The organism is Mesorhizobium loti R88b, assembly GCF_013170845.1.
Classification (GTDB): Bacteria; Pseudomonadota; Alphaproteobacteria; order Rhizobiales; family Rhizobiaceae; genus Mesorhizobium; species Mesorhizobium loti_B.
The window spans coordinates 4,665,004-4,687,617 of the sequence record NZ_CP033367.1 but is presented as its reverse complement, the minus strand read 5'-3'; the positions used below and the strand labels follow the sequence as shown (position 1 = coordinate 4,687,617).

Here is a 22,614-nt window from a genome sequence, read left to right as displayed (position 1 = left end):
GTTTCTCAGGGCCGCTGGCTCAGATGGCAGCCCGCCTGCCGCTTCTGCGCCAGGTACTCGTCGATCAGCTGGCGGTAGCGCACCTTGGCGAAGCTCGGAAAATGGCCGCCATGCACGACGCAGACATCGAGATCGCGCATGGCGAGCAGCGTCTCGACGTAGTCGGCAATGTCGGAGTGATAGACGTCGTCGATCAACGGGCCGTCATAGATGACGTCGCCGGATAAAAGGATGCCGGTCTTTCGCTCATGGAGAGCGATGCCGCCGGGCGAATGGCCGGGTGTGTGGATTACCTCGAAGGCGCGGTCGCCGAGATCGACGACGTCGCCATGCTCGAGCAGGTGGTCGGCCGGCGCGGGCAGGATCCGATAGCGGGACGACTCCCAACCTTGCGGCAATCGATCGAACATATCGTCGGTCGCATAGCGGTCGGCCACCGTCCATTCATTGCGCGGATCGGCGAGGATTTCCGCTTCGTCACGGTGCACGCAACGGTCGGGAAATTCGTGATGGCAGCCGATATGGTCGAAATGCGTGTGGCTGGCGACGCAGGTCAGTTTACGCTCGCTGACCAAAGGCACATGTGCGCGCAAGCTGAAATGGCCGAGGCCGGTGTCGAACAGGAGATCGCGGTCGCGGCCGCGCACATGCCACATGTTGCAGCGGAAGAACGGTTTTATCCATGGCTCATGGATCAGCGTGACGCCGTCGGCCATGCGGATGGTCTCGTACCAGTCTGGCGCGTCGATAACCGGAAGGTTTCCCATGTTAGTCCGTCAAAACGATGATCTGGTCGGTATCGCACGAAACGGCAACGGTGTCGCCGGGCTGAACGGTGGCTGACGCCGGCAACCTGGCGATGAACTGCAGCGAGGGGGCTTCGACGGAGACCGCGAGCACCCGCTTGAAACTGCCCTGGAAGACCACGTCGCGTACCTCTGCCATCCCCAGCTTCACGGCCCGCGCTGCGCCGAAAGCAAGGTGCTCCGGCCGTATGGCCAAGGCAACTGCTGAGCCCACCGGCAATGCGCTGGGCACTAAAACCGGTCCGACCGGCGTCGAGACTGTGCTGGTCCTGTCTCCGGCCTGCGTGACCGTGCCGGCAAGGATCGTGCTTTCGCCCATGAAGGTCGCCGAAAAGCGCGTCGCTGGCCTGGCATAGACGCGCTCGGGCGGGCCTTCGTCCTCGATGCGACCGTCATTCATCACCACGCAGTGGTCGGCCAGCGCCATGGCTTCTTCCTGGTCGTGGGTGACATGGATGAAGGCGGTGCCGACGCGCTTCTGGATTGCCTTCAACTCGTCCTGCATCTGCCGGCGCAGTTTGAGGTCGAGCGCGCCGAGCGGCTCGTCGAGCAACAGCACCGCCGGTTCGATGACCAGCGCGCGCGCCAGCGCCACGCGCTGCCGCTGGCCGCCGGAAAGCTGGTGCGGCTTCTTGTCGAAGGCGGAGGCGAGGCCGACCAGCGCCAGCGTCTCGCGCGCTTTTGCGGCGCGTGTGGCACCGTCGACGCCCTGCATGCGCAGCCCAAAGCCGACATTACCGCCGACGCTCATATGCGGAAACAGCGCATAATCCTGGAACACGGTCGTCGTCGGGCGTTTCGCCGGCGGCACCGCGGTGCAGTCCTCGCCACGGATGAACACCTTGCCTTCGCTGGGGGTGACGAAGCCGCCAAGAATGGACAGCAGCGTCGTCTTGCCGGAACCCGACGGCCCGAGCAGGATCGTGTAGCTGCCTGGCTCGATCTTGAGCGAGACGTTCTTCAGCACGGCCAGCTGCCCGAAACGGTGCGAGACGGCGCGGATATCGACCAGAGGCGCGGTCATGGTTTTCTCCGACGCAGCAATGTCAGTTCGAACAGTACGACCAGCACGATGGAAACGGCGAAGACCAGTGAGCCGACCGCATTGGTTTTCGGATTGAGGCCGGAGCGCAGCAGGTTCCAGATTTCCACCGGCAGTGTGGTCTCGAAGCGCGTCAGCAGGAAGGAGATCACGAACTCGTCCCAGGAGAAGGTCATCGACAGGAAGAAGCCGGCGAAGATCGCCGGCGCCAAGACCGGCACGGTGATCAGCAGCAGCACCTTCCATTCCGGAGCGCCGAGATCGCGCGCGGCGCGTTCGATGTTGATCTGGTGGTCGCCCATCTGGCTGTAGATGATGGCGAAGCACAGCGGCAGGTTGATCACGACATGACCGATGCCGGCGGCAAGCAGCGATTTCGGCACACCGGCCCAGTTGAACAGCACCAAGAGCCCCATGCCGATGATGAGGTAGCTGACCGTCAGCGGCAGCGTGATCAGCCCGCGCAGCAGGCCCGAGCCCGGCAACACGAAGCGGGCGAAACCCCAGGCAGAGAGAAAGCCGAGCGTGACGGCGGTGGCCGAGGAAAGCACCGCAACCATCAGTGAATTGACCAGCGCCGAGGTCAGTCTGACGTCTGAGAGCACGGCGTCGTACCAGCGCAGCGACGGGCCGGTGAAGGGTGGAATGGGGAAGGATGTCGCCTGCAGCGAAAACAGCACCAGCACCACCACCGGCAGGAATATGAAGCCGTAGACGGCAAGCGCATAGGCCCAGGATGCGGTGCGGACAAACCAGCGCATCTCAGGCCCGCTCGATCTTCAGCCAGCGCGCGCAGGCAAGGTAGGCGATCGTTACGACCGCCATCAGGATAATCGACAGCGCCGATGCGAGGGGAAAATCGCCGCGACGGCCGATCTGCATCATCACCAGCTGCGGCATCAGCAACTCGTTGTTGCCGCCGAGGATCTGCGGCGTGATGTAGTCGCCGATGCACAGCACGAAGGTCAGGAAGGCGCCGACCATGATGCCGGGCAGTGTCAGAGGCAAAACGACATGCAGGAAGGTGCGCACCGGCCCGGCACCGAGATCGGCGGCCGCCTTGCGGTAGCTTGGGCTGAGCTGCTTCAAATTGGCGAAGATGGTCAGCGTCAGCAGCATGACAAAGAAATGCACGAAGCCGGTGACCGTGGCGAACCGAGTGTTGGCGAGCTGCAACGGTTCGGTCATCAGGCCGGAACCGGTCAGCGCGCGGTTGATGACACCGTTCTGCGCCAGCACCAGCAGCCAGGAATAGGAGCGCACGACGTAAGACGTCCAGAACGGCAGCACGGCCAGCATCAGCGCCAGCCTCTGCCAGCGCTCGGGCACCTGTTCGGCGAGTATCCAGGCAAAGGGATAGGCGAGCAGCACCGAAACCACGGTGACGATCGCCGTCACCTGCAGCGAGTTCACCATCGCCTGCCAGTAAGAGGGATTCGTGAAGAACTGGCTGTAGTTGGAAAGCGTGAAGCCGCCGCCCTCATGCGCCGTGAGGCTCGAAAACCCCATGGCGATGAAGGGTAGCACGAAGAACAGCAGCGTCCAGCCGAGCGCCGGCGTGACCAGAGCCCAGGGCAGGGCACGGCCCGCCCGGGGCAGGGCGCGTCCGCTGTTCCCATTTGAACTCACGAGCGGCAACCGATCACTTTGCCTGCAGCATTTCGGTCCACATGTCCTGCATCTTCTTGTCGAGATCGGCATTCGGCGCCGGATAGGCTTGCGCACGGGCAAGGAAGCCAGGCTGCTCGTCGAAGCGCAGCACCTTCTTCTGGTCGTCGGTCAGCGCCGCCTTGGTGTTGGACGGCATGCCCCAGTAGCAGGAGGAGGTTGCAAGCCGCGCCTGGCCTTCCGGGCTCATGATGTACTGGATGAACTTCAGCGCCATGTCCTTGTTCTTGGAATCCTTGAACATGGCCAGCGACTGCGACCACAGCACTGCGCCCTCCTTGGGGATGGAGAAGTCGAGGGCAGGATTCTCTTTGGCCAGTCCCGCCGTCACCCATTCGCCGCCGCCGACCAGTATGTCGACCTCGCCGGTGGCGAGCGCCGTCTGGCTGGCGGTGACTTCGCCGACCAGCTTGGCGTTGGCCTTCATCTTGAGCAGCTCTGCCTTGAGGGCGGGAAGGTCGGCTTCGGTCAGATCCGCCGTCTTCTTGCCGATGGCCAGCGCCGCCATGCCGATGACCGGCAGGTAGTAGTCGTAGATGGCGACCTTGCCCTTGTATTTGTCTGATGTCAGCGACGCCAAGGACTGCATGTCGGCCGGATCGACCTTGGTCTTGTTGAAGCCGATCGTGTTGTAGCCGAATTTTTCGGTGATGCCGTAGCGCTTGCCGCCGACCACGGTCGAGCCGTCCATCTTCACCTGCGGGAAGAGGTCGGCCAGCGGCAGCTTGTCTTCCGGAAGCGGCTCGAACAGGCCTTTCTCAACGCCGCGCGGCACGTCGATCGAGTCGATCACCATCACGTCCCAGTCGCCTGGCTGCGACTGCTCGACGATCGCCAGCCCAGCGCCGGTGCCTTCGAACTCCTTGACGTTGACCTTGACGTTGTTGGCCTCCTCGAAGGGCTGCAGCAGTGCCGGATCGGAATGATCGCACCAGATCAGAGCGTTGAGATCGGCGGCCCCGGCGAGGCTGCCGGCGCCAAGCAGCAGTGCCGTGGCAGCGCACGCCACCCGCAGATGGCGCTTCAGGACGGAAAGTGGATTCCTGGATTTGACGGACATCGAGTGTTCTCCCTTGCCTTTGTGGCTTCTTGCAAAAAGTTGAACCAATTCTAAAATTGAGTCAATTCTGTTTTTGTGGCAAGAGGCTGATATGAGCGGATTGCGGGCAAGGCAAAAGGCGGACCGGCACAGGCGTATCATCGAGGCGGCCGCAGAGCTTTTCCGCGAGGCCGGCTATGAGGGCGCCAAGATCGAGGCGATCGCAGCTAAAGCTGAAGTCTCGGTTGGCACCATCTACAATTACTATGAGAACAAGGGCGACATTCTTGGCGCCATCGTCTCGCTGGAGGTCAACGAGGTGCTCAATGCCGGGCGTGGCGTCGTTGCCAGGCCGCCGGCCAACGTCGGCGACGCGCTGGACACACTGATCGGCATCTATATCGAGCACTCGCTGCACTATCTCAGCAAGGAGATGTGGCGACAGGCGATGGCGATCTCGACGCAATTGCCCGACAGCCCGTTCGGCCAGGCCTATACAGAGTTGGACCACTCGCTGACCGAACAGATCCGCGCATTGATCGCCCGGCTGCAGGAGATTGGCCTGGTGCGGCAGGATATAGACGGTGCAGCGCTGGGCGAGCTGATCTTCAACAACATGAACATGATGTTCATCGAATTCGTGAAGCGCGACGAGGCAAGGATACCGGAACTGCGGGCAGCGATACGAAGGCAGAACCGGATTCTGGTGTCGGCGATCGGGGTGTGAGGGAGTCAGCAGCAGGCAGGAGAAATCGTCGCTTCGGCATAAACGTCGTTTTGCGCGGGGCTCGCCTCTTGAGTTGAGTTTGAAACCTGATACAACCTATAGGGGCATTAAAAAGGGGAGAGGCAAATGGGGGCATTTTCAATCTGGCATTGGGCAATATTGCTGCTGTTGATCGGCGTGCCCGTTTTCTTTGCTGTTCGATCAGCCGCTAAGGCGCCACAGAATCCTGAGGCTCTGGTGGGCTTCGGCGGCTGGCTGATGCTGCTGGCGATCGGTCAGGCATTGTCACCGCTGCGCACACTCGCCGACTTCGCCAATTCGGCCGACGGCTACCAGCAACTCATGACCCTCTCAAATGGGCCGCTGGCGGTATATGGCGAGGTCGCTCTCAATCTGGCATTTCTGGCGCTTCAACTCGTTGTGCTCGTTTCGATGCTGCGGCGGAGCCGCCGGTTCCCGCAATTGTTTCTGCTTCAGTGGCTTGCGATCCCTGTCGTTTTCGTCCTGGACACGATCTGGATTTCTTCAATCCTGGAGGTGCCGGTGAACCAAGTGCTGGCAGGCGATGCGCTGGTGGCACCGATAGCCTCATTTGTTGGGACCGGCATCTGGGTCGCTTATGTCTATAAGTCGATCAGGGTGAGGAACACGTTCAACAGGACGGGCGCATCTGGGCAAGTTGCCCGCGCCTCATAGCGGGCGGGGGCTGGCGATCGAACCGCCCACCCTTGGCGCAGCCTGCGTGAACCACTCGAGAGTCGGTCATAGACGTGCCTAAGTTCAGTGCCCAACTTGCGCGTGCGGCATGGGAACGCGTGCAGGAGGGGCAATGCGCATCTTTTTCGGGGCTCTCTTGGCATCTGGGGTGTTTTCCGCGCCAGCCTTTGGCGCTGACATCGAAGGCCCCATGAAGCAATTTGGCCTCATGGGGGCGTGGTCGTCGAATTGCGGCAGGGACATTTCTCAGCCGAAGATGGATAGAGTTACTTTTGCGGGGCCGTCTGGCGGAGAGATGACGGCGACCATTCTGGACAAGAATAGCGGAGTGTTGGTTACCACTGTCGATCAAGTCACTGAATCTGCACTCGTTGCCAGCGACGAAATCGGGATAGGCCTCCACCCCGTCACGGTCACCCGATCAGATGGCAAAGCAGCATCCCAACACGAATACGACAACATGCATCTTGTCTTTCAAAAGGTTGGAGCAAGAATCGAAGTGGTTCGGGTTCAGTTCGAAGGCCTGCCGGAAATCCAACGGTCGGCTTTTTTTGAGAAGTGCCCGAACTAGGACATCGATTATCTCATCGGCGAATGATGTGCCTTGCACCTTTATCACCGACCAAACCGAGCATGAGAATGGACTAGCGCCAGCCGTGTCGCGTGGCCTAAGTCTGGAGGAAACTGGTGCCCCCGGACGGAATCGAACCGCCGACCTTCGGTTTACAAAACCGCTGCTCTACCAGCTGAGCTACAAGGGCACGGCGCTCCGGTTAGCATATTTGTTGCGCCAGTAAAGACAAAACTCCGTTTTCGGTTACCCGCAGCGGTGGATGACGCGGTGCAGGCGGGGTGCTGAAATCCGCAAAGCCATTTCCTACATATCTGTGAGGTGCAATCGCTTCGGACTGGAGTGTCGCATGATGCGGCTCGTCATCATTCTCCCCATCGTCGTCATCGCCTGGATGCTGGTGGTGAAGATCATCAGCGATGTGAAGAAGGCCAATGTCGACTGGACCGGCGTCACCACGATCATCGGCTTCATTGCGCTCGCCTTCTGGCTTCGCCATGTCACGGGCATGGGGTGAGAGAGCGAAATAGCGAATAGTCGGAAACGAGGGGCACTCTGGTGTCACTGCTTTTCGCTATTGCCACTCGCTTTTCCTCCGGCTCAGCCGAAAATCTCCTCGACCTCTCGAACCTTTTGGCCGGCCACGCCGACTGATCTCCAGAGGCGAATGGTCGCCTCGGTCAAGGACCCAGGAGATCATCATGTTCAAGCGCACGCTCACTTCCGCTCTCGTAGCTATTTTCGTCGCCACGGGCGCGCTAGCCGCCACGGTTCAGACGTCGTCGGCCCATGGCATGCACCATCATCACCACCACGGTTATTACGAGGATTACTCGGACTATCCGGATTATCCGGATTATCCGGACTACTGGTGGCACCATCATCATCATCACCACCACCATCATCATCACATCATCATCTACTGAACCTATCTGGCGACGCGATTGGAGAAGGGCGGCTTCGACCGCCCTTTTTCGCGTCTGCGTGTCGTCATGCGCGACCATCGCTGATGATTGGCGTCACATGCCACTTCGAATTGGGCGATCACCATCTGTTCGAAAAAATATTCGAACCTTTTTCGTTGTCGCAGCGACAGATGATCAAGAGGCGGATGGATCGCCTCGGTAACCAAACCAAGGAGATCGTCATGTTCAAGCGCACACTCGTTTCTGGCCTCATCGCCTCCACCGTCGCCGCCACCGCATTGGTCGGCACCGTCCAGCCTTCGGCGGCCCATTCGCATCACCACGACCTCGGCATCGGCATCGCCGCCGGCGTTGGCGGGTTTGTCCTGGGCAGCCTGCTCGCTCAGCAGCCGCCGCGCACCGTCTATGTCGACGAAGACGGAGGTTCCTGGCACGTCCGCCGCTGCTTCGACCGTTATTCGAGCTACGATCCGGACTCCGACACCTACATCGGCCATGACGGCTACAGCCACTACTGCCGGCTCTGAGAGGAGGACCATTTCCGCAACAAAAGAGGGGCTCGCGCGAGCCCCTCTTTCGTTCGTCTCACAGATAGTTACAGTTGCATATTCAGGTCGGAATCGGCGATCGGCAATCCGGCAGCGCTGCAGGTCCTGCCGACGAGACGCCGCGTTTCCGAAGCGCTGCCCATGGTGACGAGTTCGAAGCTGCTTCCCGAATCCGGGTAGATCTTGGCAATGAAGGCTTGGTCGCCGCCAGAGCCGTCGGGCGGACCCTTGCCGTTGACGAAGCCGCAGACCACAATCTCCCTGCGGCCGTTCAGCGTCCGCTCGCCGGCAAGCGTCCTGCCGAACCTGGCGGAAGCAGGATCTGGCAAGCGCTGACGAATGCCGGTGGTGACGATCTCCTCAAGCGCGAGCGAGAACGGAATAGGGTCGACGCGTTGATCGCCGGCATCGGGTTGAGGTGTCGTCGCTACGCATCCGTAAAGCGAAGCGATAAGCAAAAGCTGAAGCGTTTTCCTCATCCGCGCCCTTTCGCATGCATTCGAACGCCACGGCAAGGCGGTGAAATCCGATCTGGCGGGCGCTATACAGCGATTTTAGCAGAGTCTAGTCTACCCCGATGGCCGGTTGAGGGAGGGTGGCTTGGACGAGCAGGATCCCAGGGAAGACCTGATCGAGACGGTTTTCCGCAACGGCACCGTCACCACTGTCGGCATCCTGCTGGCATTTTCGCTTGGGTTCATCACTCATTGGGCCGCCAACCCGATCCCTTGGCGGGCCTACCATCTTGTCGCCGTTCTGCCGATCCTGGCCGGGATCGCCTTGCAGATGCGGGCGCTGTCGCTGCTGCTCGACATCAAGTCCCTGCAGCGGCGTGTCTATGAACGCGCCAACCGCATCTTCATCGCAGGCCTCATCTTCACCGCCTGTGGTGTCGGCATGGCTATCCTGCTCGATTTCTTCGATATTGCGACGAGGAGTGCGCTGCCCGGGGCAAGCTGATCAGCCGGCTTGCACACCGCCGATCATCCTGGTCACCTCAGCTGCGGCACCGCGCACCATCGGTCCGATCTCGGCCAGCCGCTCCGGCGTCACCCGCACGGTTGGCCCCGACACCGAGACGCCGCCGATCGGCTCGCCGAATTCATTGAAGATGGCGGCCGCCACGCAACGCATGCCGGGATGCCGTTCCTCGTCATCGACAGACCAGCCACGCTGCTTGATGACAGCCAGATCGTGGGCAAGGGCAGGGATCTCGGACAGCGTCTTGTCGGTGAAACGCTGCAGTCCGGCCTTGCGCAAGATGATGCCTACGCGCTCCGGTTCGAGATGCGCCAGCACCGCCTTGCCGATGCCCGACGCGTGGAACGGGCTGCGCGTCCCCGGCCGGAAGAAGGCGCGGATCGCCTGATGTGTCTCGACCTGGCTGACAAACACCACGCAATCATCCTCGGCGACGCCGAGATTGGCGGTCTCGCCGGTCTTTTCCATCAGCTCCTGCATGACGATGCGGGCACGGTCGACCAGCTTGCGGCGGCGCAGAAAGGCCGCGCCCATGCGGTAGGTCTCGACGCCGATCGACCACAACTGGTCTGACGTATCGAACTCGACCATGCCGTGGTTTTGCAGTGTCGTCAGCATGCGGTAGGCGGTGGAGGCGGCAAGGCCGCTCTGCGCTGATATTTCGCTCAGCGACAGGCCGCTGCCCTCAGCGACAATGGCCAGGATGCGCAAGGCCCGGTCGAGCGACTGCACCGAACTGGCCTCGGCAGGCCCGTTGAAAGCGCGCGGCCGGCCGCGCTGGCGTTTTTCGGTCGTATCCATGGCGCCATCCTTGCTGATTTCACCAAACAAGCAATGAAAAATTTTTTCACTCGGGCGGGAAGGCAAATTCTTGGAAAACCGAAAAGTCAATAAAATCAGCATTCAGTCGCCGTTTTCTAGAAATGAAAAAATATTCTGAAAAAATTGAAAAATAGCCGACGTGCTGACATTCTTGGCCATCCAACAATGACAAACCCTGTGGAGGGCCGGAAAAATGGCCAGGATGCGCGCTGTCGATGCCGCCGTTCTCGTTCTCGAAAAAGAAGGCATTTCCTGTGCTTTCGGCGTGCCGGGCGCGGCGATCAATCCGCTCTATTCGGCGCTGAAGGCAAGGGGCACGATCCGCCATGTGTTGGCTCGCCACGTCGAGGGCGCCTCGCACATGGCGGAAGGCTATACGCGAGCCAAGGCAGGCAATATCGGGCTGTGCATAGGCACTTCGGGGCCGGCCGGCACCGACATGATCACCGGACTTTACTCGGCGGCGGCCGATTCCATTCCGATCCTCTGCATCACCGGCCAGGCGCCGCGCGCGCGGTTGAACAAGGAGGATTTCCAAGCGGTCGACATCGCTGCCATCGCCGCACCGGTCGCCAAATGGGCGGTCACCGTCATGGAGCCTTATCTCGTGCCGATGGCGCTGCAGAAGGCATTCCATCTCATGCGCTCGTCGCGTCCCGGGCCGGTTCTGATCGATTTGCCGGTCGATGTCCAACTGGCCGAGATCGAGTTCGATATCGAAACCTATGAGCCGCTGGTCCCGTTCAAGCCGGCGATGACGCGTGCCCAGGCCGAAAAGGCACTGGCGATGCTCAATGCGGCCGAAAAGCCGCTGATCGTCGCCGGTGGCGGCATCATCAATGCCGATGCGTCGGATCTGCTGATCGAGTTCGCCGAAATCTCCGGCGTGCCCGTCATCCCGACGCTGATGGGTTGGGGTGCGATCCCAGACGATCACCGGCTGATGGCCGGCATGTGTGGGCTGCAGACCTCGCACCGCTATGGCAATGCCACGATGCTCGAGGCCGATTTCGTCTTCGGCATTGGCAACCGCTGGGCCAACCGTCACACCGGTTCGGTCGACGTCTACACCAAGGGCAAAAAATTCATCCATGTCGACATCGAGCCTACGCAGATCGGCCGTGTCTTCGCGCCGGACCTCGGCGTCGTCTCGGATGCGGGTGCCGCACTGAAGATGCTGCTCGACGTCGCCACCGAGTGGAAGACGGCTGGCAAATTGCGCGATTGGTCGGGCTGGGGGAAGGAGTGCCAGGCCCGCAAGAAGACGATGAAGCGCAAGACGCATTTCGACCAGGTGCCGCTGAAGCCGCAACGCATCTACGAGGAGATGAACAAGGCGTTCGGCCGCGACGTCACCTATGTCACCACGATCGGCCTGTCGCAGATCGCTGGCGCGCAGTTCCTGCATGTCTACAAGCCGCGCAACTGGATCAATTGCGGCCAGGCCGGCCCGCTCGGCTGGACCTTGCCGGCAGCGCTTGGCGTGCGTGCCGCAGATCCGGACCGCACCATCGTGGCGCTGTCGGGCGACTATGATTTCCAGTTCATGATCGAGGAACTGGCGGTCGGCGCACAACACAAGCTGCCCTACATCCACGTCGTCGTGAACAACGCCTATCTCGGCCTGATCCGCCAGGCGCAGCGCGGCTTCTCAATGGATTACGAGGTCAGTCTGGCCTTCGAGAACATCAACCGCACAGATGATCCCGAGGCCGGCTACGGCGTCGACCATGTCGCCGTTGCCGAGGCGATGGGCTGCAAGGCGGTCCGGGTGCGCAAGCCGGAGGAGTTTGCCGGCGCTTTTAAGCTGGCGCAGCAACTGATGAAGGAGCACCGGGTTCCGGTCGTGCTCGAATTCATCCTCGAACGCGTCACCAACATCTCGATGGGCACCGAGATCGACAAGATCACCGAATTCGAGGACCTTGCCGAAAGCCATGAGGATGCGCCGACCGCGATCGTGATGCTGGATTAGGAGAAAAAAATGCCGCGTTTTTCAGCCAATCTGTCGATGCTCTTTGGCGAGCATGAGTTCCTCGACCGCTTCGATGCCGCCGCCCGCGCCGGCTTCAAGGGCGTCGAATATATTGGCCCCTACGACCACGCGCCCGAAGTGGTGGCCGCGAGGCTGAAGAAGAATGGCCTGACGCAGGTGCTGTTCAACCTGCCGGCCGGCGAATGGGGCAAGGGCGAGCGCGGCATTGCCGTGCTGCCGGACCGCGTGCCGGAATTTCGTCAGGGCATCGCCAAGGCGATCGCCTACGCACAGGCGCTCGGCTGCCCGCAGGTCAATTGCCTGGCCGGCATCGCGCCCGCCGGCGCCGACCGCAAGGTGCTCGAGGATGTGTTTGCCGAAAACCTCGCCTTCGCGGCGGAGAAACTGGAGCAGGCCGGCATCCGGCTTTTGATCGAGCCGATCAACACCCGCGACATTCCGGGCTTCTTCCTCAACTATTCGGACCAGGCGCTGGCGCTGATCGACCGCGTCGGCTCGAAGAACCTGTTCCTGCAATATGACATCTATCACATGCAGATCATGGAGGGGGATCTCGCCCGTAAGATCGAGACAAACCTCGGCCGCATCGCGCATATCCAGCTTGCGGACAATCCCGGCCGTCACGAGCCGGGGACGGGCGAGATCAATTATCCCTTCCTCTACGATCACATCGACCGCATCGGCTATTCCGGCTGGATCGGGGCTGAGTACAAGCCGAAGGCAGGGACGGAGGCTGGCTTGGGTTGGTTCCGGGACCTGGCCGGGCAGGGAAGTGCTGCGGCGTAGGAGCCGGCGCTGAAGCCCCCCATGTGGGGGAGATGTCGGGCAGGACAGAGAGGGGCGCGACAGAACGCGACCTAACAAGGGACGGAGAATCATCATGGAAACCATCGGCTTCATCGGCCTCGGCATCATGGGCGCGCCGATGGCGGGGCATCTGCTGGATGCCGGCTACAAGGTCATCGCCAGCGGGCACCGCTCGAAGCCACCGGTCGATCTCATCGCCAAGGGGCTGAAGACCGTTACCGGCCATGCCGCCGTGGCAAAAGCCGCCGACATCATCATCACCATGGTACCAGACACCCCGCAGGTCGCCGAGGTGCTGTTCGGCGACAACGGCGTCGCATCGGGCCTGACCAAGGGCAAGCTGGTCATCGACATGAGCTCGATCTCGCCGATCGAGACCAAGACCTTTGCCAGGAAGATCAACGATCTCGACTGCGACTATCTCGACGCGCCGGTGTCGGGTGGCGAGGTCGGCGCCAAGGCGGCATCCCTCACCATCATGGTCGGCGGCGAGGAAAAACCGTTCGAGCGCGCCAGGCCTATCTTCGAAAAGATGGGCAAGAACATCACTCTGGTCGGGCCGAACGGTGTCGGCCAGACCACCAAGGTCGCCAACCAGATCGTCGTTGCGCTGACCATTGAAGCCGTCGCCGAAGCGCTTGTTTTCGCATCGAAAGCCGGCGCCGACCCGGCTAAGGTCAGGCAGGCGCTGATGGGCGGGCTGGCAGCCTCGCGCATTCTCGAAGTGCATGGCGAGCGCATGGTCAAGCGCACCTTCGCGCCCGGCTTCCGCATCGAACTCCACCAGAAGGATCTCAACCTCGCACTGGAGGGCGCCAAGACGCTCGGCGTTTCACTGCCCAACACCTCGACCACGCAGCAGCTGTTCAACTCCTGTGCGGCCAATGGCGGGGCTAAGGAGGATCATTCGGCCCTGGTCAGGGCGCTGGAGCGGATGGCCGATTTCGAGATCGGCAGCGAGCCAGCCGACGTCAAAGGTAAAGCGGCATAGGTCAGGAGAGGGCGGCGCAACGTTCCCAAGCCGCCACGTCCTGTCCTACACAAGAACGGGTTCCGGCGCTGTCGCCGGAACCCGTTTCTCGTTTCGAGATGTTTGGTGAACGACCGGCCGCTTTCGGCTCAGCTGCGTTTCAAAAATGCCTGCGCGACATAAAGGCTGATCGCCGCCGCATTCGAGACGTTGAGCGAATGGATCGCGCCGGGCATGTCGAGCCGTGCCAATGTCGTGACCGTCTCGCGTGTCTTTTGCCGCAGGCCCTTGCCTTCGGCGCCCAGCACCAGGGCAATCTTTTCTCCGGCAAAGCTCTTCTCGAGTTCCGCCGGTCCCTCCGAATCAAGCCCGATGGTGCGGAAGCCGGCCTCGTGCAGCTGGTCGAGCGCGTCGGCGAGGTTCTTCACCTCGATCTGGTCGATATGCTCGAGCGCCCCGGAAGCGGCTTTCGCCAGCACGCCCGATTCCTGCGGGCTGTGGCGCGCCGTGGTGATCAGCGCACCGGCACCGAAAGCGACCGCCGAGCGCAGGATGGCGCCGACATTGTGTGGATCGGTGACCTGGTCGAGCACCAGCACCAGCTTTGCGTCGCCGAGCGCATCGAGCCGCTTGGGCTTCAGCGGCTCCGCCTCGATCAGCACGCCCTGGTGCACGGCGTCCGAACCGGTGATCTTGTCGATGTCCCTGGGTTCGACCAGTTCGGTCTTGAAGGGCAGGGCGGCGAGATCGGCTATCTCAAGACGCTCGGCCGCGTTGCGCGTCACCAGCATTTTCCGGATCTTGCGCCGGGGATTGTCGAGCGCCGCCCGCACCGTGTGCAGGCCATAAAGCCGCACCAGGCCGTCGGCGGCGTTTTCACCGGGCGGTACGGGCTGGCGTGGCTTGAACGCCGGCGCGCCGCCGCTTTTCTCGTCGCGAAAAGCGCGGCGCAGCTTGGCGTAATGGGTGTCTTTGGGGGTGTTGGAATTGTTGCTCATGGCCGGCTTCTATAGCCGTCTCCTCCCGCCAAGGATATGCCCTGTCGCCGCAGCCGGCGAACAACATCGAAAAACCCTTCCTGCGCGGTTGACACCCAATGGCCTTGCCGCCATAAGGCGCTTCGCTGGTTTCGGAGAAGACACAACTCGGGTCCGAATTGGCGCGAATGCCTCGTTGCATGGCTCCGGCGGCAGACTGGAGAGGTGCCCGAGTGGTTAAAGGGGACGGACTGTAAATCCGTTAGCTTAGCTTACGTTGGTTCGAATCCAACCCTCTCCACCACTGCCGGCCCGGAAGCCCTGAAACGTAAAAACACGAAAAGCATCGGAGACGAAAAGCGCATGGCGCTTTTCCAGTGAATCCGGTACTTCAGTGCAAGGCGCGGGTATAGCTCAGTGGTAGAGCAGCAGCCTTCCAAGCTGAATATGCGGGTTCGATTCCCGCTACCCGCTCCAGATTTTCATCACATGACGAGCAAGCCGAAGCGCTGCGCAGCGATGCGCGCAACGCTTCAGTGCGGGAGCAGCTCTAGCTGTTGAACGCGGAAGCCACCTGGTGCTGCTGCGGCACCTGGCCGTTCGGCGTCAGCTTGTCGACGATGCCGGGCAGGGCCGTGGACAGCTGCTTGAGCAGTTCTCCCTCATCCATTCCGGTGCGCTGCGCGATCTCGCGGATGACCTGCGGCCCAAGCGCTGCTCCGAGATCATTGGCGTTGATCGACTGGTTCTGCCCGGTGCCGACCCACGAGTCGGCGGCGTTGCCGTGACCGGCATCCCTGAGCTTGTCGAGCAGGCCGCCCAGACCGCCGAGCAGGCCGCCGTCGCTGGCGGTGGTTCCGGCAGGGGTTGGGTCGGCTGGCGCAGGCGCTTGATCCGGCTGTTCGGCGCTTCTGCCGCTCAGCATCTTTCCGACCAGCAACGCGCCGAGCGCGATCATCAGTGGTTTGGTGATGTTGCCGCCGGGAACGGCGTTGTCAAAAAGTCCCATAGGTGGATCCTCCGTTTCAACCAAGCCCAGCCCATCTTCAACAATGGCGCATCCGGGCGGGATTTCAAGCTCGCTTGTGGTTTTGACAATCATATGAAAATGTCGGGCTGGCGAGGGATGGAGAGGAAAAAATGGGTATCATCAGCTGGATCATTCTCGGCGCAATCGCCGGCTTCATCGGCAGCAAGATCGTCAACAAGACCGGTCAGGGTCTGCTCATGGATATCGTGCTCGGCATTGTCGGCGCCATCGTCGGCGGCGTGATCTGCAGCCAGATCTTTGGCGTGGGTGTCACCGGGCTCAACATCTCCAGCCTGATCGTCTCAGTGGTTGGCGCGATAGTTGTGCTGTGGGCTTACCACCAGTTCAGCGGAAGGCGGACGCTTTAGAGCAATTCCAGGAAAAGTGTGAAACGGTTTTCCGTCCGGAATTGCGTCAAGACAAAAGGCCTGGAGCGGTCGCCGTTTCCGTGAAACGGTCGACCGCTGCAGGTGTCGCCCAGAACGTCTGAAGTTCCAAAATTTTGCTGAGGCAGGACCAGCTTCAGGCCGGTATTTGCGGCAGCTTGCCTATGGCATCAGCACCGCATCGGCCGCGGCGAAGAAGATGAGCGTTCCGGCGATGAACACCGCCCAGCCTAGCAGCGACTTGCGAATGGCGGCCTGTGCTCGGCGTCGGAGTTCCTGTTCTGATCAAAATCGGTCATGGGGAAGCTCCCGTGGCTGATTGATCATGCCTTCGCCTGATAGGCGATACATCGCTGAATAGACGATCAATCTGGCCTATGCAACATCACAAACAGGCGCTCGGATGGAGATGCTAGGCGACGACGGTCAGCCTGCGCTTGCGCTGATCCAGCGACACGATGGTCAGCCCGCTGGCGACCACCAGCAGGATGCCGCAGACCGCCAGCGTATTGGGAAACTGCCCGAACACCAGCAGGCCTGAAATCACCGCCCAGACGGTGAAGCAATAATAGAACGGCGCCACCGCGCTGGTCGGCCCGACGCGGTAGGCCATGAAGATGAAGAAATGGCCGAAGATGAGAAAGAACCCGGCGCCGGCCATCAGCAGCAAATGGCGTGCCTCGGGCATGACCCAGCGCTCGGACAGCAGATGCGCGGCACCGGCGCCGATCAGCACCACGACGACGGCGGAAATCGCCACGATCATCCCCGGCACCTCTGCCGGGACGTGTCTGCCGGCAAGGTCGCGCGCGGCTGCTAGCGTGGCATTGCCGAGCGCCAGCAGGGCGTAGACCGAAATGCCTTGCATGGTCGGCTGCGCCACCATCAGCGCGCCGACGAAGCCGATCCCGATCAGAGCCATGCGCTGGCCGCCGATGCGTTCACCAAACAGGATCGACGAGCCGACCAGCATCAGCAGCGGCGTGATTTGTCCGAGTGCCGTGGAATCCGCGATCTGCATGTTGGCGAGCGCCACGACGTAACAAAGGATCGCCGCCAGCTCGAGCAGGTTCCGGCGCAGCACCCGTTTGTCGAAGATCAGCGGAATCTGTTTGCCGTAACCGAGCAGGAACAACAGCGGAAAACCCCAGAGCGTTGCCGCCGCGCCGCGCAGGAAAAGCACTTCGTAGGACGGCAACCCCGCGGTTGCGAGTTTCATCATCGTATCGTTGACCAGGTACGACCCGGTCGAAACGATCATGAACAGCGGGCCGCGGATTGAGGCAGGAATGAAATGCATCGGATCAAGAGATCAGACCTCGATAGCGACCGCAATGGGCCATCAACTGGCCGTGAACTCAGACAGGGATTGGCCGATGGTAGCAATTGATGCGGGCCTCGGTCGATCGGCCTGTCGCCCATTTCATTTCACGCTTCGCCTTCCTATATCAGCGCCACATCCCTGCAATCGGATCCCAGGTTCGGACTGAGTGAGACGGCACCCGGCCAAAAGACGCTTGTGTTTTTTGGCCTTTGTCGCTAATCGCCCCGCATTCGACTGAACTGAAGGTCAAGGCCGTCCAAGGAAAGAGACTATGGCAAAAGGTAAATTCGAGCGTAACAAGCCTCATGTGAACGTCGGCACGATTGGTCACGTCGATCACGGCAAGACGTCGCTGACGGCGGCGATCACGAAGTATTTTGGCGAGTACAAACGCTACGACCAGATCGATGCGGCGCCCGAAGAGAAGGCCCGCGGCATCACCATCTCGACGGCTCACGTCGAATACGAGACGGCTGCCCGCCACTACGCCCACGTCGACTGCCCCGGCCACGCCGACTATGTGAAGAACATGATCACTGGTGCCGCGCAGATGGACGGCGCGATCCTGGTCGTTTCGGCCGCCGACGGCCCGATGCCGCAGACCCGCGAGCACATCCTGCTTGCCCGTCAGGTCGGCGTGCCGTCGATCGTGGTGTTTTTGAACAAGGTCGACCAGGTCGACGACGCCGAGCTGCTCGAACTGGTCGAGCTCGAGGTTCGCGAGCTTCTGTCGAAGAACGAATTCCCCGGCGACGACATTCCGATCGTCAAGGGTTCGGCGCTGGCTGCTCTTGAAGATTCCAACAAGACGATCGGCGAAGACGCGATCCGCGAGCTGATGGCTGCGGTCGACGCCTACATCCCGACGCCGGTTCGTCCGCTCGACAAGCCGTTCCTGATGCCGATCGAAGACGTGTTCTCGATCTCGGGCCGTGGCACGGTCGTGACCGGCCGCGTCGAGCGCGGGATCGTCAAGGTTGGCGAGGAACTCGAGATCATCGGCATCCGTCCGACGACCAAGACGACCTGCACGGGCGTTGAAATGTTCCGCAAGCTGCTCGATCAGGGCCAGGCTGGCGACAACATCGGCGCGCTGCTGCGTGGCGTTGATCGTGAAGGTGTCGAGCGCGGCCAGGTTCTGGCCAAGCCCGGCACGGTGAAGCCGCACAAGAAGTTCGTGGCCGAAGCCTACATCCTGACCAAGGACGAAGGTGGCCGTCACACGCCGTTCTTCACCAACTACCGTCCGCAGTTCTACTTCCGCACGACCGACGTGACCGGCATCGTGTCGCTGCCGGAAGGCACCGAGATGGTCATGCCTGGCGACAACATCACGGTCGATGTCGAGCTGATCGTGCCGATCGCCATGGAAGAGAAGCTGCGCTTCGCCATCCGTGAAGGCGGCCGCACCGTCGGTGCCGGCATCGTCGTCACCATCAAAGAGTAATCGACACCGGCTCTGCCGGTTAGACAAGGAAAGGGCGGTCTTCGGGCCGCCCTTTTTCTTGGGTAAGCGATCGGCCCCCGTATTGTCGGCGACCCTGTTGCAAGCCTTTGGACCTCGATTAGTATAGCTTGCATCGAGGGGGCCTGTTCAAATGGTTGCAGGGAGCCGTTTGCATGGTTGGGCCGGATCGCGCCAAGTCATGGCTCTACTGGTTCTGTTGACAGCAGCGCTGGCGTTTCAAAATCCGGCGTTTGGAACCGGTTGTCCCGAACGCCCGGCCTGCAAGGGGTGCGGCTGCAAAGGAGGACCTGGTTATCGTGGGCCTGACGGCAAGTGTGTCGGGTTCAAGGCTCTGGACAAGGTCTGCGGCGTGCCGCCGGAAACGGGTGCATTTTCGAGAACGCGGCTGGCACAGGAGCGAACCATGACCGCGCCCTGGCTCCGAAAAAAGCCAAAGGCCAGACGCCCCTTTCAACACCTCAGTAGCCGTCCTCGGCAACCAATGACAAGGCGGCTCTCAGGCTGCCTTTTTGCTCTTTTCACCTCAGCGACACCACGTGTCAGCGATCTCGAACCCTGTTGCAAGCCCTTGGACCTTGTCTAGTATAGGTTGCACCGAGGGAGCTTTGCCAACAGTGGTTCTGGAGCGCCGTTTGGACAGGGATGAATGGTGGTTGCAAGCGCTGGCTGGTCTGGCGCTATTGATTGCCATCGTCCTGTCCGTCCCGCCGGCGCGGGCCCAGGAGCAATCGCTGGACATCCCGTCGATGCGGTTCGCTGTCGTGCGCAGCAATGCGCCAGGCTGCGAGCCCAATTGTCCGGAATGGATATCGGCCGAAGGCACCATCGAGGCTGAGACGCCGTCGCTGCTCAAGCGCACGCTCAAGGCGCTCAAAGGCCGGCAATTGCCGGTGGTCGTCAATTCCCCCGGCGGCAATGTCGATGCGGCGGTGGCGCTTGGCCAGTTGATCCGCAAGAACAAGCTCGATATCGCCGTCGGCACGACGGTTTTTTCCGGCTGCGAGCCGGAGATGAAGGATTGCAGGGACAACAAAGGCAAGGGCGCCGACTATTTCGGCACGGCTCATGACGACGGCGCCATGTGCAATTCTGCCTGCCCACTGATGTTTTCCGGCGGTGTTCGCCGCGTCGTCGGGGATTTCGCCTATCTCGGCGTCCACCAGGTCACCACCACTTTCAGGCGCGAGAAGCTGCTCTACCGGACCACCTACCGGATCGTGAACGGCAAGAAGAAGATCCTCAGCACCAAGGTCGTCAGCCGCAAGAACGCGGGCAGCTACAAGACCTATGAAATGAGCCAGGTGGTCGAGAAGAAGCTTTCGGCCTATTTGCAGGGAATGGGGATAGGCGATGGCGTGTTCCTGACGATGAAGAACACACCGGCCAGCGAAATCCATCAGCTGGTTCTCGCGAATATGCTCCGGATGAACCTCGTCACCTCCCTGGACACCGTCGACCTTTTCACCGCCGCAACCATCTGCAGGGCAAATCCGATGCCGGCGAATTGCCGGGAGATCCCGGCGGGCAAAGATACGAAGCCGGCGGACCTCCCGACCGCCCAGGCAAACCCGGCTGAAGCGACGACGCCGAAGGGCGCAGACATGCGCTTCGTACTTGTCCGCGGCAGCAACCCGCTCTGCAATCCCGATTGCCCGGAATGGATCTCGGCGGAGGGTACGATCACCGCGCAGACGCCGGAAAAGCTGCGCCAGGCGCTCGATGCCGTCGCCGGCCGGCGGCTGCCGATCGTCATCAGCTCGCAAGGAGGCGATGTAGAGGGCGCGCTTGCCGCCGGCAGGCTGATCCGGGAGCACAAGCTCGACGTTGTCGTTGCCCACACCGATTTCGTGGATTGTGATCCCTCGGCCGATTGCCTAGCCAAGGATGGCGTGCACACTGGTCTCACCATCGAAGCTGAAGGCGAATGTGCTTCGTCCTGTCCGATCATGGTTGCCGGTGGCGTCAAACGCATCATCGGCCCGGCCGCGCGCCTCAGCGTGAGTTCCGTTGGGCCAGGGGACAAGGTTGGGGACAAGGTCAAGGCTTATCTTGAGGAGATGGCGATCGGACCCGGCCTGTTCGCCGCCATACAGCTCTCCTCATCCAACCGGCAGCTCTATCCGCAGGCGATACTGAAATTCGGGCTGGCGACCGGGCCTCAGTCCGCCGACGAAATGACGGGCGCGACCATATGCAGGTCTGCTCCAAGGCCGGACAATTGCCGGGTCATGCCGTCAGCCAACGCGGAAGCCGACATGCCGGCCAAACTGTAGCGCTGCATCTTTTGAACTGACCATCGAGGCAGGTTGAGGCCTGCCGGGCCTTTCCGTTATCGTCTGCGGCGATCGAGGACAGGGGACCGCCATGCGCAAGGATGTTCCGACACTCTACGAATGGGCCGGCGGCAGCGACGCCCTGAACCGGCTGACACAGACCTTCTATGACAAGGTGGCGCAGGACCCGGTCGTCGGACCAGTGTTCAAGGCGATGTCGCCGGACCATCCCGCCCATGTCGCCGCTTTCATCGGCGAGGTGTTTGGTGGGCCAAAAACCTACAGCGAAAAATTTGGCGGCCACCGCGAGATGGTCATGCATCATCTGGGCAAGCATCTGACCGAAGAACAGCGCCGCCGTTGGATCAATCTCCTTGCCGACGCCGCCGATACCGTCGGTCTGCCCGACGATCCCGAATTCCGTTCCGCTTTCATGGGCTATGTCGAATGGGGATCGCGGCTGGCCAAGATGAACTCGAATCTCGGTGAGACCTGCGATCCGGAAACCGAACCGATGCCGGCCTGGGGCTGGGGCGTGCCCGGCGGGCCGTATACGCCGCCGGAAACAAAGTAGCTTCCTTGCCGCTCCGGAGTGCAGGACTGATGTCGGAAGATATGAAGATCGTGCGCTGGCACGAGTGGGACGGCCCCGGTATCGAGCATCTTGAACTGCGCGAGCGGGCAGGGGAGGTTCTGGCCGACTCCGTCGTCATTTGCTCCGGCCAAACCCCGTTTGCCGTCCGCTATCGCATAGAATGCGATGCGAACTGGCGCGCCAGGAGTGTCACGGTCGACATGATCGGCTCTGGCCAGACCCTTGTCCTCGTCTCCGATGGTGAAGGCCACTGGATCCGGGATGGCTCCGCCGTGCCCGAGCTCGATGGTGTGCTCGACCCTGATGTCACCGTCACGCCGTTCACCAACACGCTGCCGATCCGGCGCTTGCGGCTTTCCACCGGACAGAGCGCCGACATCACCACCGCCTTCATAAGGCTCCCGACGCTCACGGTCGTCGCCAACCCGCAACGCTACACATGCCTCGAGGAGGGCAGGCGATATCTCTATGAATCGCGAGCCAGCGACTTCAGGCGGGAACTCGAGATCGACGCTGACGGGCTGGTCGTCACCTATCCCGATTTCTGGCAAAGGGAATGAAGGCGCGTTTGCGTGCAAACCACTCTTTACACAGAGCGCGGAAGCTTTTAGGAAGCCCCTGCTGCGCCGAGGCGCGCGATACGGGCATAGCTCAGTTGGTAGAGCGGCGGTCTCCAAAACCGCAGGTCGTAGGTTCGAGCCCTGCTGCCCGTGCCATTTCCAGAAATGGCCATCAAAACGAGATTTTTGCGGGTTGACCTTTGAAAATCGGCGACCCGCTTGCCATATTAGGCCAGTTGAGGCATAAGGGCGCCATAGCCGGGACGGAACGACTGGATGGTTCCGAGGCGGTGTTTGGTCATAAAGCGGGCACTTGCCACTTGCGTGGATCAAGAATCGGTTTTATGTAGACAGAACAGACACGCGACGCGTGGAGCTGGG

Annotated in this window: 25 protein-coding genes and 4 tRNA genes; 18 read left to right on the top strand and 11 right to left on the bottom strand. The window is 61.4% G+C overall.

Annotated features, from left to right (window positions below):
• Positions 1-5 precede the first annotated feature (5 nt).
• From EB235_RS22875 to EB235_RS22855, 5 genes are read right to left on the bottom strand one after another with little or no spacing between them, the layout of a single operon-like run.
• Positions 6-767: an MBL fold metallo-hydrolase gene (locus EB235_RS22875; RefSeq protein WP_027028801.1), complete on the bottom strand. Its 762-nt coding sequence runs from the start codon at positions 765-767 to the stop codon at positions 6-8.
• 1 nt (position 768) lies between these two features.
• Positions 769-1,830 (bottom strand): ABC transporter ATP-binding protein, encoded by a 1,062-nt coding sequence (locus EB235_RS22870; RefSeq protein WP_027028802.1) that lies wholly within the window; start codon positions 1,828-1,830, stop codon positions 769-771.
• The gene (locus EB235_RS22865) at positions 1,827-2,609 is read right to left on the bottom strand and encodes an ABC transporter permease (RefSeq protein ID WP_027028803.1); all 783 of its coding nucleotides are present in this window, start codon (positions 2,607-2,609) and stop codon (positions 1,827-1,829) included. Before EB235_RS22865 ends, EB235_RS22870 begins: the two co-directional genes overlap by 4 nt.
• 1 nt (position 2,610) lies before the next feature.
• On the bottom strand, positions 2,611-3,477 hold the full coding sequence (locus EB235_RS22860; RefSeq protein ID WP_032926206.1) for an ABC transporter permease: 867 nt from the start codon (positions 3,475-3,477) through the stop codon (positions 2,611-2,613).
• Between the two features lie 13 nt (positions 3,478-3,490).
• A complete protein-coding gene (locus tag EB235_RS22855; protein ID WP_027028805.1) occupies positions 3,491-4,576 on the bottom strand; it encodes a polyamine ABC transporter substrate-binding protein in 1,086 nt (361 codons plus the stop codon).
• A gap of 91 nt (positions 4,577-4,667) precedes the next feature.
• On the opposite strand from EB235_RS22855, the gene EB235_RS22850 reads away from it, so the two are divergent.
• The 3 genes from EB235_RS22850 (at position 4,668) to EB235_RS22840 (ending at position 6,570) form a co-directional block, all read left to right on the top strand.
• Positions 4,668-5,282, top strand: a complete 615-nt coding sequence (locus EB235_RS22850; RefSeq protein WP_027028806.1) for a TetR/AcrR family transcriptional regulator — start codon at positions 4,668-4,670, stop codon at positions 5,280-5,282.
• 126 nt (positions 5,283-5,408) lie between these two features.
• Positions 5,409-5,978, top strand: coding sequence for a DUF2569 family protein (locus EB235_RS22845; RefSeq protein WP_027028807.1), 570 nt, complete (start codon positions 5,409-5,411; stop codon positions 5,976-5,978).
• Between the two features lie 133 nt (positions 5,979-6,111).
• Positions 6,112-6,570 (top strand): hypothetical protein, encoded by a 459-nt coding sequence (locus EB235_RS22840; protein ID WP_027028808.1) that lies wholly within the window; start codon positions 6,112-6,114, stop codon positions 6,568-6,570.
• Positions 6,571-6,684: 114 nt separating this feature from the next.
• Here the strand turns inward: EB235_RS22840 and EB235_RS22835 are convergent.
• A tRNA-Thr gene (locus tag EB235_RS22835) sits at positions 6,685-6,760 on the bottom strand.
• Between the two features lie 159 nt (positions 6,761-6,919).
• Here EB235_RS22835 and EB235_RS22830 point away from each other — a divergent pair.
• The 3 genes from EB235_RS22830 (at position 6,920) to EB235_RS22820 (ending at position 8,023) form a co-directional block, all read left to right on the top strand.
• Positions 6,920-7,087 carry a hypothetical protein gene (locus tag EB235_RS22830; protein WP_080680702.1) on the top strand — a complete coding sequence of 56 codons (168 nt, stop codon included), beginning with the start codon at positions 6,920-6,922 and terminating at the stop codon, positions 7,085-7,087.
• Positions 7,088-7,271: 184 nt separating this feature from the next.
• A complete protein-coding gene (locus EB235_RS22825) occupies positions 7,272-7,496 on the top strand; it encodes a hypothetical protein (protein ID WP_080680703.1) in 225 nt (74 codons plus the stop codon).
• Positions 7,497-7,717: 221 nt separating this feature from the next.
• A complete protein-coding gene (locus EB235_RS22820; RefSeq protein WP_027028810.1) occupies positions 7,718-8,023 on the top strand; it encodes a BA14K family protein in 306 nt (101 codons plus the stop codon).
• Positions 8,024-8,091: 68 nt separating this feature from the next.
• On the opposite strand, the gene EB235_RS22815 is transcribed toward EB235_RS22820, so the two are convergent.
• A complete protein-coding gene (locus tag EB235_RS22815) occupies positions 8,092-8,523 on the bottom strand; it encodes a hypothetical protein (RefSeq protein WP_027028811.1) in 432 nt (143 codons plus the stop codon).
• A 121-nt stretch (positions 8,524-8,644) separates the two neighbouring features.
• On the opposite strand from EB235_RS22815, the gene EB235_RS22810 reads away from it, so the two are divergent.
• Entirely contained in the window at positions 8,645-9,004 is a 360-nt protein-coding gene (locus EB235_RS22810) for a hypothetical protein (RefSeq protein ID WP_027028812.1), read from the top strand.
• On the opposite strand, the gene bhcR is transcribed toward EB235_RS22810, so the two are convergent.
• Positions 9,005-9,826: an HTH-type transcriptional regulator BhcR gene (gene bhcR / locus EB235_RS22805; protein ID WP_027028813.1), complete on the bottom strand. Its 822-nt coding sequence runs from the start codon at positions 9,824-9,826 to the stop codon at positions 9,005-9,007.
• Between the two features lie 214 nt (positions 9,827-10,040).
• Here bhcR and gcl point away from each other — a divergent pair, with 214 nt between their 5' ends.
• The 3 genes from gcl (at position 10,041) to EB235_RS22790 (ending at position 13,641) form a co-directional block, all read left to right on the top strand.
• Positions 10,041-11,822: a glyoxylate carboligase gene (gene gcl / locus EB235_RS22800; RefSeq protein WP_027028814.1), complete on the top strand. Its 1,782-nt coding sequence runs from the start codon at positions 10,041-10,043 to the stop codon at positions 11,820-11,822.
• Positions 11,823-11,831: 9 nt separating this feature from the next.
• Complete coding sequence (gene otnI, locus EB235_RS22795; protein WP_027028815.1) at positions 11,832-12,629, top strand: 2-oxo-tetronate isomerase; 798 nt, start codon at positions 11,832-11,834, stop codon at positions 12,627-12,629.
• Between the two features lie 94 nt (positions 12,630-12,723).
• Positions 12,724-13,641, top strand: coding sequence for a 2-hydroxy-3-oxopropionate reductase (locus EB235_RS22790; RefSeq protein WP_027028816.1), 918 nt, complete (start codon positions 12,724-12,726; stop codon positions 13,639-13,641).
• A 128-nt stretch (positions 13,642-13,769) separates the two neighbouring features.
• Here EB235_RS22790 and rlmB read toward each other — a convergent pair whose 3' ends face one another.
• Positions 13,770-14,618, bottom strand: a complete 849-nt coding sequence (gene rlmB / locus EB235_RS22785) for a 23S rRNA (guanosine(2251)-2'-O)-methyltransferase RlmB (RefSeq protein ID WP_027028817.1) — start codon at positions 14,616-14,618, stop codon at positions 13,770-13,772.
• Between the two features lie 198 nt (positions 14,619-14,816).
• Here rlmB and EB235_RS22780 point away from each other — a divergent pair.
• A tRNA-Tyr gene (locus EB235_RS22780) sits at positions 14,817-14,901 on the top strand.
• A gap of 99 nt (positions 14,902-15,000) precedes the next feature.
• A tRNA-Gly gene (locus EB235_RS22775) sits at positions 15,001-15,074 on the top strand.
• Positions 15,075-15,147: 73 nt separating this feature from the next.
• On the opposite strand, the gene EB235_RS22770 is transcribed toward EB235_RS22775, so the two are convergent.
• Positions 15,148-15,606: a YidB family protein gene (locus tag EB235_RS22770; RefSeq protein ID WP_027028818.1), complete on the bottom strand. Its 459-nt coding sequence runs from the start codon at positions 15,604-15,606 to the stop codon at positions 15,148-15,150.
• A 131-nt stretch (positions 15,607-15,737) separates the two neighbouring features.
• On the opposite strand from EB235_RS22770, the gene EB235_RS22765 reads away from it, so the two are divergent.
• A complete protein-coding gene (locus tag EB235_RS22765) occupies positions 15,738-15,995 on the top strand; it encodes a GlsB/YeaQ/YmgE family stress response membrane protein (protein WP_027028819.1) in 258 nt (85 codons plus the stop codon).
• 430 nt (positions 15,996-16,425) lie between these two features.
• Here EB235_RS22765 and EB235_RS22760 read toward each other — a convergent pair whose 3' ends face one another.
• Positions 16,426-17,313 (bottom strand): DMT family transporter, encoded by an 888-nt coding sequence (locus EB235_RS22760; protein ID WP_027028820.1) that lies wholly within the window; start codon positions 17,311-17,313, stop codon positions 16,426-16,428.
• 295 nt (positions 17,314-17,608) lie between these two features.
• On the opposite strand from EB235_RS22760, the gene tuf reads away from it, so the two are divergent.
• From tuf to EB235_RS22735, 5 genes are all read left to right on the top strand, one after another.
• Positions 17,609-18,784, top strand: a complete 1,176-nt coding sequence (tuf, locus tag EB235_RS22755; protein ID WP_027028821.1) for an elongation factor Tu — start codon at positions 17,609-17,611, stop codon at positions 18,782-18,784.
• A gap of 767 nt (positions 18,785-19,551) precedes the next feature.
• Positions 19,552-21,078, top strand: a complete 1,527-nt coding sequence (locus EB235_RS22750) for a hypothetical protein (protein ID WP_245268949.1) — start codon at positions 19,552-19,554, stop codon at positions 21,076-21,078.
• 91 nt (positions 21,079-21,169) lie between these two features.
• A complete protein-coding gene (locus EB235_RS22745; RefSeq protein ID WP_027028823.1) occupies positions 21,170-21,652 on the top strand; it encodes a group II truncated hemoglobin in 483 nt (160 codons plus the stop codon).
• 29 nt (positions 21,653-21,681) lie between these two features.
• Entirely contained in the window at positions 21,682-22,233 is a 552-nt protein-coding gene (locus EB235_RS22740) for a putative glycolipid-binding domain-containing protein (protein WP_051429565.1), read from the top strand.
• Between the two features lie 80 nt (positions 22,234-22,313).
• Positions 22,314-22,389: transfer RNA gene (locus tag EB235_RS22735), tRNA-Trp, on the top strand.
• Positions 22,390-22,614: the final 225 nt, after the last annotated feature.

What these genes read in the sequence shown, in the direction of transcription:
- EB235_RS22875 (WP_027028801.1), bottom strand. Translation starts at nt 767, where the DNA reads ATGGGAAACCTTCCGGTTATCGACGCGCCAGACTGGTACGAGACCATC.
- EB235_RS22870 (WP_027028802.1), bottom strand. Translation starts at nt 1,830, where the DNA reads ATGACCGCGCCTCTGGTCGATATCCGCGCCGTCTCGCACCGTTTCGGG.
- EB235_RS22865 (WP_027028803.1), bottom strand. Translation starts at nt 2,609, where the DNA reads ATGCGCTGGTTTGTCCGCACCGCATCCTGGGCCTATGCGCTTGCCGTC.
- EB235_RS22855 (WP_027028805.1), bottom strand. Translation starts at nt 4,576, where the DNA reads ATGTCCGTCAAATCCAGGAATCCACTTTCCGTCCTGAAGCGCCATCTG.
- EB235_RS22850 (WP_027028806.1), top strand. Translation starts at nt 4,668, where the DNA reads ATGAGCGGATTGCGGGCAAGGCAAAAGGCGGACCGGCACAGGCGTATC.
- EB235_RS22845 (WP_027028807.1), top strand. Translation starts at nt 5,409, where the DNA reads ATGGGGGCATTTTCAATCTGGCATTGGGCAATATTGCTGCTGTTGATC.
- EB235_RS22840 (WP_027028808.1), top strand. Translation starts at nt 6,112, where the DNA reads ATGCGCATCTTTTTCGGGGCTCTCTTGGCATCTGGGGTGTTTTCCGCG.
- EB235_RS22830 (WP_080680702.1), top strand. Translation starts at nt 6,920, where the DNA reads ATGATGCGGCTCGTCATCATTCTCCCCATCGTCGTCATCGCCTGGATG.
- EB235_RS22825 (WP_080680703.1), top strand. Translation starts at nt 7,272, where the DNA reads ATGTTCAAGCGCACGCTCACTTCCGCTCTCGTAGCTATTTTCGTCGCC.
- EB235_RS22820 (WP_027028810.1), top strand. Translation starts at nt 7,718, where the DNA reads ATGTTCAAGCGCACACTCGTTTCTGGCCTCATCGCCTCCACCGTCGCC.
- EB235_RS22815 (WP_027028811.1), bottom strand. Translation starts at nt 8,523, where the DNA reads ATGAGGAAAACGCTTCAGCTTTTGCTTATCGCTTCGCTTTACGGATGC.
- bhcR (WP_027028813.1), bottom strand. Translation starts at nt 9,826, where the DNA reads ATGGATACGACCGAAAAACGCCAGCGCGGCCGGCCGCGCGCTTTCAAC.
- gcl (WP_027028814.1), top strand. Translation starts at nt 10,041, where the DNA reads ATGGCCAGGATGCGCGCTGTCGATGCCGCCGTTCTCGTTCTCGAAAAA.
- otnI (WP_027028815.1), top strand. Translation starts at nt 11,832, where the DNA reads ATGCCGCGTTTTTCAGCCAATCTGTCGATGCTCTTTGGCGAGCATGAG.
- EB235_RS22790 (WP_027028816.1), top strand. Translation starts at nt 12,724, where the DNA reads ATGGAAACCATCGGCTTCATCGGCCTCGGCATCATGGGCGCGCCGATG.
- rlmB (WP_027028817.1), bottom strand. Translation starts at nt 14,618, where the DNA reads ATGAGCAACAATTCCAACACCCCCAAAGACACCCATTACGCCAAGCTG.
- EB235_RS22770 (WP_027028818.1), bottom strand. Translation starts at nt 15,606, where the DNA reads ATGGGACTTTTTGACAACGCCGTTCCCGGCGGCAACATCACCAAACCA.
- EB235_RS22765 (WP_027028819.1), top strand. Translation starts at nt 15,738, where the DNA reads ATGGGTATCATCAGCTGGATCATTCTCGGCGCAATCGCCGGCTTCATC.
- EB235_RS22760 (WP_027028820.1), bottom strand. Translation starts at nt 17,313, where the DNA reads ATGCATTTCATTCCTGCCTCAATCCGCGGCCCGCTGTTCATGATCGTT.
- tuf (WP_027028821.1), top strand. Translation starts at nt 17,609, where the DNA reads ATGGCAAAAGGTAAATTCGAGCGTAACAAGCCTCATGTGAACGTCGGC.
- EB235_RS22750 (WP_245268949.1), top strand. Translation starts at nt 19,552, where the DNA reads ATGCGGTTCGCTGTCGTGCGCAGCAATGCGCCAGGCTGCGAGCCCAAT.
- EB235_RS22745 (WP_027028823.1), top strand. Translation starts at nt 21,170, where the DNA reads ATGCGCAAGGATGTTCCGACACTCTACGAATGGGCCGGCGGCAGCGAC.
- EB235_RS22740 (WP_051429565.1), top strand. Translation starts at nt 21,682, where the DNA reads ATGTCGGAAGATATGAAGATCGTGCGCTGGCACGAGTGGGACGGCCCC.